This is a genomic window from Micromonospora sp. NPDC048843 (genome assembly GCF_040649965.1).
Taxonomy (GTDB): domain Bacteria; phylum Actinomycetota; class Actinomycetes; order Mycobacteriales; family Micromonosporaceae; genus Micromonospora; species Micromonospora hortensis.
In genome coordinates this window covers 1-14,085 of record NZ_JBEZGJ010000185.1, presented here as the reverse complement: position 1 = coordinate 14,085, position 14,085 = coordinate 1, and the positions used below count along the sequence as shown (strand labels likewise).

The 14,085-nt window shown below is 68.2% G+C and carries 10 protein-coding genes; 3 read left to right on the top strand and 7 right to left on the bottom strand.

All coding sequences use genetic code 11. From position 1 onward, the window contains the following. Positions 1-198: 198 nt before the first annotated feature. From AB0C20_RS30380 to AB0C20_RS30365, 4 genes are all read right to left on the bottom strand, one after another. Positions 199-1,383, bottom strand: coding sequence for a helix-turn-helix domain-containing protein (locus tag AB0C20_RS30380; RefSeq protein ID WP_357569242.1), 1,185 nt, complete (start codon positions 1,381-1,383; stop codon positions 199-201). Between the two features lie 357 nt (positions 1,384-1,740). Further along, on the bottom strand, positions 1,741-2,925 hold the full coding sequence (locus AB0C20_RS30375; RefSeq protein WP_357187064.1) for a helix-turn-helix transcriptional regulator: 1,185 nt from the start codon (positions 2,923-2,925) through the stop codon (positions 1,741-1,743). A 319-nt stretch (positions 2,926-3,244) separates the two neighbouring features. Next, complete coding sequence (locus tag AB0C20_RS30370; protein WP_357187007.1) at positions 3,245-4,153, bottom strand: hypothetical protein; 909 nt, start codon at positions 4,151-4,153, stop codon at positions 3,245-3,247. Positions 4,154-4,420: 267 nt separating this feature from the next. Beyond that, on the bottom strand, positions 4,421-5,080 hold the full coding sequence (locus AB0C20_RS30365; RefSeq protein ID WP_357569241.1) for an acVLRF1 family peptidyl-tRNA hydrolase: 660 nt from the start codon (positions 5,078-5,080) through the stop codon (positions 4,421-4,423). Between the two features lie 302 nt (positions 5,081-5,382). Between AB0C20_RS30365 and AB0C20_RS30360 the strand changes: the two genes are divergently transcribed. Then, the gene (locus tag AB0C20_RS30360) at positions 5,383-6,354 is read left to right on the top strand and encodes a hypothetical protein (protein ID WP_357569240.1); all 972 of its coding nucleotides are present in this window, start codon (positions 5,383-5,385) and stop codon (positions 6,352-6,354) included. Positions 6,355-6,604: 250 nt separating this feature from the next. Continuing rightward, entirely contained in the window at positions 6,605-7,255 is a 651-nt protein-coding gene (locus AB0C20_RS30355; protein WP_357187016.1) for a hypothetical protein, read from the top strand. A 71-nt stretch (positions 7,256-7,326) separates the two neighbouring features. Here the strand turns inward: AB0C20_RS30355 and treZ are convergent, their stop codons facing one another. Genes treZ through glgX form a run of 3 tightly spaced genes read right to left on the bottom strand, consistent with a single transcriptional unit; the run spans position 7,327 to position 13,473 of the window. After that, the gene (treZ, locus tag AB0C20_RS30350) at positions 7,327-9,051 is read right to left on the bottom strand and encodes a malto-oligosyltrehalose trehalohydrolase (protein ID WP_357569239.1); all 1,725 of its coding nucleotides are present in this window, start codon (positions 9,049-9,051) and stop codon (positions 7,327-7,329) included. Next, positions 9,051-11,354 carry a malto-oligosyltrehalose synthase gene (treY, locus tag AB0C20_RS30345; protein WP_357187021.1) on the bottom strand — a complete coding sequence of 768 codons (2,304 nt, stop codon included), beginning with the start codon at positions 11,352-11,354 and terminating at the stop codon, positions 9,051-9,053. The genes treZ and treY overlap by 1 nt, the downstream gene beginning before the upstream one ends. A gap of 1 nt (position 11,355) precedes the next feature. Beyond that, positions 11,356-13,473, bottom strand: coding sequence for a glycogen debranching protein GlgX (gene glgX / locus AB0C20_RS30340; protein WP_357187024.1), 2,118 nt, complete (start codon positions 13,471-13,473; stop codon positions 11,356-11,358). Positions 13,474-13,789: 316 nt separating this feature from the next. Here glgX and AB0C20_RS30335 point away from each other — a divergent pair. Next, on the top strand, positions 13,790-14,085 hold a 296-nt coding region (locus tag AB0C20_RS30335; RefSeq protein WP_357569238.1), incomplete at its 3' end, for a glycogen/starch synthase.

Here is a 14,085-nt window from a genome sequence, read left to right as displayed (position 1 = left end):
GCTGCTTGGCAGCCTCCCGCTCGGCCGCCTCACCCGTGTTCTCCGGAGCGTTGTCGTCCCGACCGCTCATCCCCCGCCTCCTCCGGTAGAGGCCCAGCGGTGATGCTCGGATTCGATCACCGCCGCACCAGGCCACAGACGTGCTCACGTCCCAAACCGGACAGTAGGGCGGATTGGTGATGCGGTGATTACTGGCAGTTATGCGGCCAGGATGATGCCGATACGGCCGGCGAGCAGGCGCAGCTCGTCGGGGATGGCTCGGCGCTGGGCGCGCTGGGCCAGGGTCACCACGGCATCGCGAGCGAGGGGATTGATCGCGAACGGGATCGGCGCGGACTGCTCGGCCCGGATGAATGCGGCGAGGGCCTCAGAGTCCCGGCGACCGCCGTCCGCAAGCGCGCGCCCAATGTCGAGCCAGTACGACAATTGGCGATTCGACGCCTTGAGCACCTGCGGTTGGATCGTCCGGGACAGCTCGACTATCTTGCCGTACTCGCCCTGCTCAGCCGCGATGGACATCTTCCAGAGCCCCACATTGGTTGGCCCGAAGCAACACCCGTTGAAGCCGCCGCCGTCGGCCGGATCTCCCAGACTCGCCGCCTCGCGGGTGGCCTCGGCGAGGTGGTCGCGGGCATCGTCCGGGCGAGCGTCCACGGTCGAGGCCAGCGCTGCCATGAGGTGAAGCTGTCCGAGCATCTGCCGCACCCGGACGTCGGAGGCGTATCCCTGAAGCTCCACCAGCGAGCGGTCACTGACTCTGGCTGCCAAGCGCGCGGACTCGATTGGCAGGCTCTGCGCATATATGAAACGCGATGCGCCTATCCACGCTCGATCTTCGACGTCCTCAGCAGCCGATACGGAAATGCGAGAAGCGTTGAGGGCCAGGTGGCGATAGCCGAGGTGCCGAAGACAGGTGGAGGCCAGGTAGGCGGCCTGAGCGAGCGCGGTGCCGCCCACGGCAGCGGCTTCGAGCAGCAGAGGCGGGAGCATGCGAGCCATTGCCGGGTAGTTGCAGGAGTTGCGGAGCTGATCGGCGCGGACGATCTCGGCCGTCAAGCGTTCCGTTGTGAAGGTCGACGGGCGGCGCTCGCCGTCCTCGATCTCGATCAAGGCTGACCAGATCGCCGGTACGCACTCGGCGGCGCTCTCGCGCGCCGGATCACCGGACTCCGTGCCCTGGCCAAGCAGGTCGGCCACCGTGACCTGAAGCGCGGCAGCGAGAGCGACCAGTGTGGAGCGACGGTCGATTGTCTTACGACCCGATTCAACTTGCGACACGTACGACTGGGTGACGCCCGCGAGGCCAGCGAGAACGGCCTGTGTCATCCCGCCCCGGCGCATCCGCCAGTACCGAATCCTGGCACCGATGGTGTCCGGCTTTATCACCATGCCTACGCCCACCCTCAGGTAGAGGACTGGATTGCGGCGTCGGAGTGCTACGCCCGCATGGTTGGACGCTACACCCCAACGCACCGTAGCCCTTACCGCTGACGGATGGGTTGTGCGGCACAACGGCACCATTCGTGCTTACGCCCCGCCCGAGGAGTGCCCCGGGGCGGACAGCGTGCGGAAGCCGCCAGGTCATGAGCACAAGCACGGCCCGGCGTAGATGCCAAGTCAATCTGGACAGGCGCCATGCTGGTGCAACTACAGCATGACGGTGCCAGGTTCGTCCGGACGGGACATCCAACTCGAGGCCGGATGTCAGAGCAGAACCGCCCAAAGGCTCGACAGCTTCAGTTACGCGGCCAGGTTGATGCCGATGCGGTTGGCCAGCAGCCGCAGGTCGTCGGGGATGGCTCGGCGCTGGGCGCGCTGCGCCAGGGTCACCACGGCATCGCGGGCGAGGGGGTTGATCGCGAACGGTACCGGCGCGGCCCGCTCGGCCTGCACGAACGCAGCTAGCGCCTCAATGTCTCGGCGACCGCCGTCCGCAAGGGCGCGACCGAGGTCGAGCCAGTAGGACTGCTGGCGGATCGACGCCGCAAGTACCTGAGGTCGGACGGTCCGAGACAGCTCAATGACCCGGCCGGACTCGCCCTGCTCGGCGGCGATGGACATCTCCCAGAGCCCGACGTTGGTCGGGCCGAACCCACAGCCGTTGAAGCCGGCCCCGTCGACCGGATCCCCGAGCGTTGCCGCCTCCCGCGCTGCCTCGGCGAGGTGGTCGCGAGCTACGTCCAATCGACCGCTGACTGTCGAAGTCAAGGCGGCCGAGAGATGGAGCTGTCCGAGCATCTGTCGCACCCGATCGTCGGCGGCGTCAGCTTGCAGCTCGATCAGTGACCGGTCGGCGGCACGGGCCGCGACCGGTGCGGATTCGATCGGCAGGCTCTGCGCATAGGCGAAGCGGGAGGCCGCGATCCAGGCCGGGTCTTCGGTGTCTTCGGCGACCGCCCCGGCGAGCCGGGCGGCATTGAGGGCCAGGTGACGGTAGCCGAGGTTCCGCAGGCAGGTGGCGGTTTGGTAGGCGACTTGGACGAGCACTGTGCCACCAACGGCGGCCGCTTCAAGCAAAAGGTTGGGCAGCATACGAGCCATCGCCGGGTAGTTGCACGAGGTGCGGAGCTGCTCGGCGCGGGTGATCTCGGCGGTTAGGCGCTCCGCCGTGTAGGTCGACCGGCGGCGCTCGCCGTCCTCGATCTCGATCAAGGCTGACCAGATCGCCGGTACGCACTCGGCGGCGCTCTCGCGAGCCGGATCGCCGGACTCTGTGCCCTGGCCGAGCAGGTCGGCCACCGTGACCTGAAGTGCGGCGGCAAGCGCGACCAGAGTGGAGCGACGATCGATGGTCTTTCGCCCCGACTCGACCTGCGACACGTAGGACTGAGTGACGCCAGCGAACCCGGCGAGAACGGCCTGAGTCATACCGCCACGACGCATCCGCCAGTACCGGATCCTGGCACCGATGGTGTCCGGCTTCATCACCATGCCTTCGCCAACCCCCAGCTAAAGGACCAGTACAGCGGCCACGCCCTGCTGTCCCGCACGTTTGGACGGTACACCGACAGAGCATCCAAGTGACGACGCTGAGTGCCCCGAGAGGCGTCGCAGGCCCAGTCGTACGTGGCACAACCCCAGCGTCAGAGTTGGCTTCGGTCTATCGGGTGACCTGAACGAACCAGACGAGCGCGTAGGTGGGGTTGCCGCATGGCTTCCGGATCTGCCGAGAACAGTGCATCGTCGGCTGCACGCGCTTTCCGCACATCGTCGTGGCGGAGTCAGACGCCAGCCAGCCGCACGATCAGCAGTCCAGCTCGGCAGTCGCATTGTCCTCGATCTGCACCACGTCGGGGTCCCAGCGCAGAGCTTGAACCTGAGCGTCAGTCATGTCAGCGGAGAAGCTGTTGATGAAGTCGAACACTCTGCTCGGGGAGACCCCGGCTCGCGCGGCGACGGTAAGCGGATCACCGCTGCAACGAACGGCCACTATGTACTCACCATCGACACGCCGTTCATCTGGGGCACGGAAATGCGGTGCAAGCCGATCGGGGTCGGGCTCGATGCGATCGATGTCGGTATCTTCGGAAAGTGCCGGGACCCCGGCCCTCGGCGACCGTTCCAACTGCAGGCCGGTCAGCCTGGCGCCGAACCCCCAAGAGGTGATGCGGTACAAGTTGTCGGGCGAAAGCTGGTGTCGACTGAGTATTTGATAGGGATCGGTTCCCGGCTTGACGATGACGAGGTAGTCATTCTCAGCGGAGTGTCCCGCATACCGCGCCTCCAACGAGTGCGGCTCGGGTTTTGGCTCGTTCTCGATGGCGTTCAGCATGGCGGTGGGGTCGTAGCCGCGCTCGCGCGCCTTGATGACGAGATGCGCCGGAGGGCGGCGCAGCTGCGCGTACGCGAGCGTCCCCCTCGACTTGTGCATGTCTTCGAGGCTCAATTCGTCGAGCGGGTGCCAGGGCTGATAGGCGTTGGGGTATTCGGCCCGCAACGAGTCATGGTCTGCCGGCAGATCCTGCACCGCGACCCTGATCGAACGCACCGAGCGCGTCGGAAGACTCGCCGACCCGCCAGCCGGATCGCGGACGAAGACGAAGTCCGGTGTCATTGTCACGAAATGAGCCGGGTACGACCGAACCTCGCCAACTTCCTGCTCGATCTCCACGATGTACGGCAGATACACCGTCGGATCCGGCCACTCCGTCATCAGTGCCTCCCCTGTGAACCCGTTGCGACCGGTTGGCGGTGGTGGTCACCGACCGCTCCGCTTCACCAGGAAGCCCATCACGGCGGATTTCGAGCGAAATTTTCAGCGGCCTGCCGCACGGACTTACCGATAACGTGATCATGCCACGCAGGCGCTCTCATGCCGCAGAGCGGGCGGGTTACGGGACATCGTGTACAGGTCCGGCACTGTTGGGCCGTCGTGCATCATCCTGGTCGGTCGTCGTCGATCTGCTGGACCTGATCGTGGTCACGGCATCAGATGGACGCGGATCCGTCTGGCCGTAACCGCCGCGTCCTCCAGGACGGCCAGACGGGGCTCGGCGGACTCGAGCAAGTGTGGATGACGCAGCAGTGCCAGTGGTGACAGACGCCGGTCTGTCAGCACCGCGTCGATCATCGACCGGTCGCCGCCACAGACCAGGGCACTGACTGCATCGTGAGGGTCGGCGACAACACCGGGCGCATGGGGCAGCACGATCCGCACGGCGATGTCCGCAGCCCGCTGAGTAGCAGCCTGGGCCTGGTTGGCGCGGCGACGTGCGTAGCGCTGCTGCGAGGAACCGCCGGCCGCGGTGCGACCGTGCACGTAGAAGCGCTCGACCTTGGAGACGGTGATGGTCGTTCCGTCCGCGACGCCGGCGGCAACCGCGCCCTTACGGGCCAGCAGCACGGCGATCCGGGGCGGTCGGATGATGCGGGCCAGCAGCGTGTCGACATCCTTAGCGTCGGCAAGCCCCGGCGGCGGATACAGCGTGGCGGTATCACCGTTGCTCACGCCGGTCAAGACGAGGCCCTGCTCGGTGGCGCCGTCGTGGCGGCTGTAGAAGCCGTCGAGCCAACCCCGAATCCGCTCCGGTGAGATCTCCACCCACCGTCCGCCACCCGCGGCGGGTCGCGCCTTCACCACGTGAACACCACCTATCGGGAACGGTTGTCCTGCACCCACCATGCTCACATGAAGCGGGTCGCGCCATCGAACACAGCTCAGCTGATGCTCGGTTCTGGCGAAGAGAGCGCGTCGCAGACTCCGAGGGGCGGTACCAGAAATCCGCAAAATCCGGCATGAAATTGTGTGACGGACTTTCGCTGGACTTCGCGGCTGATCGGCCAGCATGTTTTGTGCAGGTCCAGGACCGCAATGGCGCTCAGCAGCAGAGGCCTGTCGCCTCGCGTACCTGAACGACGTTGCCGACCCTACACTCCATGATCATGGCGGTCGAAGTGGTGCTCGGTGAGGTGACGTGTCCATCCGGGCAGTTGGTGATCATGGACGGTGGTTACCTCGAACTGTGGTCCGGCGACCGGGTGCCGGACGACGAGGAGCGCCCGGCAACCGACTTCGCGATCGTGGGACCGGACGCCGAGGCCGCGGCGGACTCCTTTGACCGGCAGGCCGGAACCCGGCTGTACGACATCCCCGCCCACGCCGTCGCCGAGTTCACCGCCACGTTCGACGAACACTGCCGCGAGCATGGGCACGGCGCAAGCCTGCGCGCGTTCGAGCAGCAGGTCCCGCACCGGGATCGCGTCCGGCACGCAGTCGCGGCCCGGGAACCCGGATTCATCGTCATGGGCGTTCCGGTGCTGCCGATCGAGGTACCGGCTGATCACCCGCTGCGTGTCACCGCCGTCCCCGGCGAGCACGGCTGGCAGTCCATGCGGATCGAATTCAGTGACGCGCCGGTAGCCGACTCGTGGGTGTTCGGGGAGTTGGGGGTCGACCACGCGCGGTTCGTCTTCGCCGACGCGGACGCGCTGAGCTCGTGGGAGCACGTCAGGCCGTTGGACGGGCTGGCCGACCTGGTCCTTTGGGGTCGCGACCAGGAACAGGTCGCTGCCGAGTTCGGCGCGCCCCCGCTCGGTGACAGTGCCGACGTCGAGTACGGGTGGGCGGACCTGCCCATCGCGGAGGCATACCAGCGAGGGCTGGCCATCGAGACGCGGAGAAACGAACCCGGCGGACCGAAATTCGCGTTCGACTTCCGCCCGCACTCGCATCACTGGCAGGTGATGGGTCTGGTTAGGGCCTCTGAACACGAGGCCGGCGTGATCCAGGTCGGCGGAGCGGACATCCTGATGGCGATGACCTCAGTCGGTGACGGCTTCTTTCCTGTCCATTTGGACGTGGATGTCGATGGCTTACCAGTCGCCCTGCGCATCGACATCGCCCGCGAGGGCTGATCCGACTTCACAGGCGTTGACTATTCGAGTTCGTACGCGCTGCCGCCGCAGGTTCGTCCGGCCTCGCTGCATAACTCGAAAACGTGACGACACATCGATCGTCCTGCGGGGTTGGGTTAACTCACATGCCGCGATCCGCGCGGCAGGCAGCGTGGCGGCTGGAGCTGCCGCTCGCCATTCGGAACTGCCGATGAGCGGACGCTCAGCTCCCTGACTGGTGGGCGAAGGTGACCCTGGCATCATCGGAGCGATGAGCGGCTGGGAGCACTTCGTCCACGAGGTTCCGTGTTTCCGTCCCGGCGAAAGTGCCGTCGTGGGTGAGGCGCAACTGTGGACCCGCGGATCAATCGACGGCTTGCCTGAACTCTCTGCGCTGCTCGCCTCAACGACCCTCACCCCCGTCTCCGTCGGAGGCGACGCCTACGAGTTGCTGGCATGGGGATCATCGGACGATCGACGAGGATGGCTCTGCCGCCCGCCCCACGACGTGGACAGCGACTCCGTCGCCTGGACCCACAAGAACTTCTGGAAGCTCTGCGGCGGGATCGTCGAACGGTTCCGCGAACCCGACACCTGGTGGAACAACCAGAACGAGGTGCTCACCGTTGACGCGACGCACGTCCGAGTCGCCGATGTGGTCACCGACTACGCATGGCTATGGGAAGACGACGGCCTCGAACTCTCCATCAATCCCGACGAGTACTATGCCGTCGCCGTGGAGGCCAACGGGAATCTGACGCTGGCGCATCGCGACGACGGCCAGCTCCTTCTCTTCGCACCAGACCATGCTTTCGTGAATGTCACGCCGTTGGCCGGCTCCCCGCCGTACTCGCTGCTCACGATCGATCATGTGCCCAACCTCGCGGCCTGGATAGAGGCATGTGCCGCGGCCTGGCGATAGCAGTTGGCCGACGAGCGCCCGCATCTGCCGCGATCCGTGTGCATCCCGCTTCACGCGATTCGCCATCGACGTCACAACGCCACGATCGCCGCCGTCTCAGCCGGCAACTGGATCCGGTCCCGCATGACGGTGACGCCCTCCCCCGTAGCCAACAGCACCCGCCGAGCCACCCCGGGCAGCGACACCCCCTGCCCCCGCCCAGCCAGGTTCGCCACCACGAGCGTGTCTCCCCGCCGCATCACCAGGAACTGGTCCCCGTGCTGCACAGAAACAGCGTTCAGCCGAGGATCAGAGAGGTCAGGAAGAGACCGCCGCAGAGCGATCAACCGCTGGTAAAACGCCAGCATCGAAGCATGCTCAGGCTTGTCCAGCTCCGCCCAGTCCAACCGCGACCGTACGAACGTCTCCGGGTCCTGCGGGTCGGGCACGTCCCCCTCCGGCCACCCGTGCGCGGCGAACTCCCGCCGCCGCCCGGTCCGCACCGCCGAGGCCAGCTCCGGCTCCGGGTGCGAGGTGAAGAACTGCCACGGCGTAGAAGCGGCCCACTCCTCCCCCATGAACAGCATGGGAGTGAACGGCGCGGTCAGCAGCAACGTGGCCCCAACCCGGAGCAGCGAAGGCGACAGCGAGGCCGAGATCCGATCACCGGTAGCCCGGTTCCCGATCTGGTCGTGGTTCTGTAGGTACGCCACGAACCGGTGCCCCGGCACCCGAGGATCAACAGGCCGCCCATGGTGCCGGTTGCGGAAGCTCGACCAGGTCCCCGCGTGGAAGAACCCCCCGGTCAGCACGTCCGACAGCGTCTCCAGGGACCCGAAGTCCCCGTAGTACCCCTGCCGCTCCCCGGTCAGCAACGTGTGCAGGGCGTGGTGCGCGTCGTCGTTCCATTGGGCGTGCAGCCCGAACCCGCCCGCCTCACGCGGGGTGATGACCCGCGGGTCGTTGAGGTCCGATTCGGCGATCAGCGACAGCGGCCGCCCCAGGTGCGTCGACAGCGACTCGACGGAAACAGCCAGCTCTTCCAGGATCGGGACAGCCCGAGAGTCGTGCAGCGCGTGCACAGCATCCAGGCGCAGCCCGTCGACGTGGTAGTCGCGCAGCCACATGAGCACGCTGTCGATGATGTAGCGGCGTACCTCGTCGGAGTGCGGGCCGTCCAGGTTGATCGAGCGACCCCAACTGTTGCTCTGCTCGGCGAGGTAGGGCCCGAACTGCGGCGCGTAGGCCCCGGAGGGCCCGAAATGGTTGTAGACAACGTCGAGGATCACCCCCAGACCGCGAGCGTGGGCGGCGTCGACGAACCGTTTCAGGCCGTCGGGGCCACCGTAGGGCTCGTGTGGGGCGTACCAGCAGACGCCGTCGTACCCCCAGTTGTGTTCGCCGTTGAAGGCGTTGATCGGGAGCAGCTCGATCAGGTCGACGCCCAGTGACACCAGGTGGTCGAGGCGGTCGATGGCCGCGTCGAAGGTGCCTTCCGGGGTGAAGGTGCCGATGTGCAGCTCGTAGAGGATGCTGCCGGGCAGCTGACGGCCCGTCCAGGAGGAATCACTCCACTGGAACGCAAGATGGTCGTAGCGGCGGCTCGGCCCGTGCACTCCCGCAGGCTGCCACGGTGACCGGGGGTCGGGGAGTGGGGTTTCGTCGTCGTTCAGCAGAAAGGAGTAGTCGAGGCCGGCGTCGGGCACGTCGACCCGCCACCAGCCGTCGGCGGCGGCGCGCATCTCGTGGTCGGTGTCGCCGGCCAGGCGCAGCCGCACCCGCTCGGCGTCCGGCGCCCACACGCTGAATTCGGTCATCACGCAGCCTCCACGGAAGCGGTGGAAGGAGTGAGCAGAGCCACGGGATAGTCGGCCAGAAGGTCGTCCAGAGGGGTCTCCCCGCCACTGTAGACCCGGCCGGTGAACAGGTCCTTCATCTCGTGAACGGGAAGTGACAGAGCTGTGTCACACCACCCACCGGCGCGTGCCAGGCCCAGCGGCAGCCGGGTCGCCACGGCGATCGCGCCGCCCCGGTCGAAGGCCACCACGTGTCGGCCCACCGGCCCGTGCGCGGGCACCGGCCGGTAGGTGGTGAACAGCTCCGGGTGCGCCCGCCGCAGCCGCAGGGTCCGCGACACGACGAGCAGCTTCGCCGCTCCGTCGGTGTCGACCGGGGGACGCCAGCCGCCGTCGATGCGTGCCAGCAGCTCTCGGCGTACGTCGAAGTCGACAGGGCGGCGGTTGTCCGGGTCGACGAGGGAGTTGTCCCACAGCTCGGTGCCCTGGTAGGTGTCCGGCACGCCGGGCATGGTGAGTTGGATCAGCTTCTGCCCGAGCGAGTTGCACCAGCCGGCCGGGGCGATGGCGGCGGCGAGTTCGCTCAGCTCGTCGTGCAGGCTCGGGTCGTCGTACATCCGGTCGACCACTGCGTGCACCGCCTGCTCGAAGGCCGGGTCGGGGTCCGCCCAACTGGTCGAGGCCCCGGCCTCCCGGGCGGCCTTCTCGACGTACGCGTGCAGCCGTTCCCGCTCGATCGGCCACGCGCCGACGGCGGTCTGCCAGAGCAGGTGGGCGAAGGCCGGGTCGGGCAGTGGCGCGTACTCCATCCAGGTCTTGACCTGCTCGGCCCAGCGGCCCGGCAGTTCGCTGAGCACGGCGAGGCGGGCGCGGACGTCCTCGCCGCGTTTGGTGTCGTGGGTGGAGAGGGTGGTCATGCTGGCGGGCCAGCGGACCTGTTGGGCGTTGGCGAAGCGGTGGAACTCCGCCGGCGGCACCCCGAAGTGGGAGGGGTCGTCGCCGACCTCATTGAGCGCCACGAACCGGGTCCAGCGGTAGAACGCGGTGTCCTCCACGCCCTTGGCCATCACCGCGCCGGTGAGCTGCGGGAAGCGTTGGGCCAGCTCGTCGTCGGGGTTGCGCAGTCGGCGGGTGACAGCGTCCAGGGCGCCGGCCAGGTCGGGGCGGCGGCGGCCGGCCTCGGAGCGGGCGGCGGCGAGGTGCCGGGCGCCGTGCGGCGGGTAGCCCCGGTAGACGGCGAAGGCTGCGGCCAGCTCGGCGAGCGCCGCGCGGGCCTGCTCGGTGGGCACCTCGGGGGCGAGGGCGGCCAGCCGGGTCAGCTCGGCGGCGAGCAGTTGGGTGGCGGCGGCCAGCTTGGTGGTGTGGGTCAGGTCCTCCCAGGAGGTGTGCTGCCCGGTGATGCGGTTGTCCAGCGCGGTGAAGTCACCCTCGGCGTCGGTGTCGACGAAGAGCCCGCCGACAGCGGCCAGGGCGTCGTAGCCGGTGGTGCCGTCCACCGGCCAGTCCGGCAGCTCCTCGCCGTACTCCAGGATCTTCTCCACCACGAGCCAGGCGTCGGGCGCGGCGGCCCGCAACCGGGCCAGGTAGCCGGCCGGGTCGCGCAGGCCGTCCGGGTGGTCGACGCGGATGCCGTCGACCTCCCCGGCGGCGGCCCAGCGCAGGATCAGCTCGTGGGTGGCGGCGAAGACCGCCGGGTCCTCCACGCGCAGACCCGCCAGGCCCGCGATGGCGAAGAATCGGCGGTACGTCAGCTCGGCGTCACCGCGCCGCCAGGAGACCAGCTCGTAGTGCTGCCGGTCGTGCACCTCCCGGGCGCTGCCGTCGCCGGTGCCGTCGGCGACCGGGAAGCGGTGCTCGTGATAGCGCAGCTCCCCGTCGACCACCTTGAGGTCGTCGAGGGCAGTGGGGTCGTCGCCCAGCACGGGCAGTAGCAGCCGGCCCCGGTCCCAGTCGATGTCGAACCAGTCGGCGTACGCCGAGCCGCGCCCCCGGCGCAGCACGTCCCACCAGGCCGGGTTGGCGGCCGGGACGGCGACCCCGGCGTGGTTGGGCACGATGTCGACGACCAGGCCGAGATCCTTGTCGCGTAGGGCGGCCAGCAGCCGCTGCCGGGCGGCCTCCCCGCCCACCTCCGGGTTGACGGCCCGGTGGTCGACAACGTCGTAGCCGTGCTGGGAGCCGGGGGTGGCGGTGAGCAGCGGGGCGCTGTAGAGGTGGCTGACGCCGAGGTCGTCCAGGTAGTCGACGATCGCGGCGGTGGCGTCCAGGTCGAAGCCGGGGCGGACCTGGATCCGGTAGGTGGCAGTGGGAGGGGTGGCCGTCATGTCAGATCGTCCTCTCCAGCACGACGAGGGAGCGGTCCGGCACCCGGATGGTGCCGCCCGCGCTGATCACCGTGGCGTCGTCCGGCTCGGGTTCGGCGGTGCTGATCACCCGTTCCCACTTCTGGCCGTACTCGCTGCCGGGCATGGTGAAGTCCAGCGGCGCGTCGTGGGCGTTGAAGCAGAGCAGGAACGACGCGTCGTGGTGCTTCTGGCCGTACTGGCCGCGTTCGCGGATGCCCTCGCCGTTGACGAAGAGCGCCACCGAGCGGCCGAAGTCGTTGCCCCAGTCCTCGCCGGTCATCTCCCGCCCGTCCGGGGTGTGCCAGGCCAGGTCGGGCAGCGGCTCGTCGATGCCGCGCCCGTTCACCGGCAGCCCGGTGAAGAACCGGCGACGGCGGAACACCTGGTGACGTTTGCGGAACGCGGTGAGCGTCTGCACGAACTCCAGCAGTTGCTCGTCGATGGTGTCCCAGTCGACCCAGGCCAGCTCGCTGTCCTGGCAGTAGACGTTGTTGTTGCCGTGCTGGGTGCGGCCCAGCTCGTCACCGTGGCCGATCATCGGGACGCCCTGCGACAGCATCAGGGTGGCCAGGAAGTTGCGCCGCTGCTTGGCCCGCAGGGCGAGGACCGCCTCGTCGTCGGTGTCGCCCTCGACCCCGCAGTTCCAGGACCGGTTGTGGCTCTCGCCGTCGCGATTTTCCTCGCCGTTGGCCTCGTTGTGCTTGTCGTTGTAGGACACCAGGTCGTTGAGGGTGAACCCGTCGTGCACGGTGACGAAGTTGATGCTGTGGAACGGTCGGCGGCCGTCGTCCTGGTAGAGGTCGGCGGAGCCGGAGATCCGGGACGCGAACTCGGCGAGGGTGGCCGGCTCGCCGCGCCAGAAGTCGCGCACGGTGTCGCGGTACTTGCCGTTCCACTCCGTCCACAGCGGCGGGAAGTTGCCCACCTGGTAGCCGCCGGGGCCGACGTCCCAGGGTTCGGCGATCAGCTTGACCTGGCTGACCACTGGGTCCTGCTGCACCACCTCGAAGAACGTGGAGAGCCGGTCCACCTCGTAGAACTCGCGCGCCAGGGTGGCCGCCAGGTCGAACCGGAAGCCGTCGACGTGCATCTCGGTCACCCAGTAGCGCAGCGAATCCATGATCAGTTGAAGCGAGTGCGGGCTGCGCACGTTGAGGCTGTTGCCGGTGCCGGTGTAGTCGACGAAGTAGCGGCGGTCCTCCTCGCTGAGCCGGTAGTAGCTCGGGGCGTCCACGCCCTTGAAGCTCAGCGTCGGGCCGAGGTGGTTGCCCTCGGCGGTGTGGTTGTAGACCACGTCGAGGATGACCTCGATGCCGGCCGCGTGCAGGGCCTTGACCATGCCCCGGAACTCCTGCACCTGCTGGCCGGTCCGGCCCAGCGCGGAGTAGCCGTGGTGCGGGGCGAAGAAACCGATGGTGTTGTAACCCCAGTAGTTGCGCAACCCCAGGTCGACGAGGCGGTTGTCGTGGATGAACTGGTGCACCGGCATCAGCTCGATCGCTGTCACCCCGAGCCGGGTCAGGTAGTCGATCATCGGCGGGGAGGCGATGGCCGCGTACGTGCCGCGCAGCTCCTCCGGGATGTCCGGGTGGCGCATGGTCAGCCCACGCACGTGCGCCTCGTAGATCACCGAGTGGTGGTAAGGGGTGCGCGGCGGCTTGTCGTTGCCCCAGTCGAAGTACGGGTTGACCACCACCGACTTCGGCATGAACGGCGCCGAGTCGGTCTCCGACATCCGCTCCGGCTCGCCCAGCTCGTAGTCGTAGACCGCCGGGTCCCACTGGACGTCACCGTCGATGGCCTTCGCGTACGGGTCGATCAGCAGCTTGTGCGGGTTGCAGCGCAGCCCGTTCGCCGGGTCGTACGGGCCGTACACCCGGTAGCCGTAGCGCTGGCCCGGCTCGATGCCCGGCAGGTACGCGTGCCACACGTAGGCGTCCACCTCGCGCAGCTCGACGCGGCGCTCCGCGCCGGTGTCCCACTCGTCGAAGAGGCACAGCTCGATCCGCTCGGCCACCTCGGAGAAGATGGCGAAGTTGGTGCCCATCCCGTCGTAGGTGGCGCCCAGGGGGTACCGCTCGCCCGGCCAGACCTGCATGTCGCTCCTTAGACCATGGTTATGTGCGCACCGGCCGAGATCGCCCGCGCGCACGCAGGTAGTGCCCCCGGCCCGGACGCGCCAATCCATCCTTTCAGGCGACGGGCGAAAACCGCCCGTCTGATGCGCGCTACACCACTCGGGTGTCCTCCGTCACGATGACCCTTTTCGAGGTGCGTTCTTGGGTCCGATGGACTTTCCTTGTTCGGGGGCAAGCGTCCGCGTGCGTCCCGCCAGGCCCTCGGCCACCCCTTACACCTCTCGCTCCGCCGCCACTGACGCCGGCGCGTACCACCATGCATGGACGGAGATTGATGTGACGACCCTGCGGGTCGACGAGCAGCTCGCTGCCACCACCAAGGACCGGGCCCACCGGCCCACAGTGACGTCCCGGCCCCCGCTTTCGGCCCAGCCCGGTCTTCCCGCGCAGTCCGGGCCCACCGCGCAGCCCGGCACGCCCGTGCCGGCGCAGTCCGGCCCCGGGGTGCCCCCGCAGACCCGCCGCATCCTCATGCTGTCCTGGGAGTACCCGCCGGTGCTCGTCGGCGGTCTCGGTCGACACGTGCACGCCCTCTCCGTCGCCCTCGCCGCCGCCGGCCACGAGGTCACAGT

Bases quoted from the DNA above. Each gene is read 5' to 3' on its own strand.
- AB0C20_RS30375 (WP_357187064.1), bottom strand. From the start codon at position 2,925: ATGAAGCCGGACACCATCGGTGCCAGGATCCGGTACTGGCGGATGCGT.
- AB0C20_RS30370 (WP_357187007.1), bottom strand. From the start codon at position 4,153: ATGACGGAGTGGCCGGATCCGACGGTGTATCTGCCGTACATCGTGGAG.
- AB0C20_RS30360 (WP_357569240.1), top strand. From the start codon at position 5,383: ATGGCGGTCGAAGTGGTGCTCGGTGAGGTGACGTGTCCATCCGGGCAG.
- AB0C20_RS30355 (WP_357187016.1), top strand. From the start codon at position 6,605: ATGAGCGGCTGGGAGCACTTCGTCCACGAGGTTCCGTGTTTCCGTCCC.
- treZ (WP_357569239.1), bottom strand. From the start codon at position 9,051: ATGACCGAATTCAGCGTGTGGGCGCCGGACGCCGAGCGGGTGCGGCTG.
- treY (WP_357187021.1), bottom strand. From the start codon at position 11,354: ATGACGGCCACCCCTCCCACTGCCACCTACCGGATCCAGGTCCGCCCC.
- glgX (WP_357187024.1), bottom strand. From the start codon at position 13,473: ATGCAGGTCTGGCCGGGCGAGCGGTACCCCCTGGGCGCCACCTACGAC.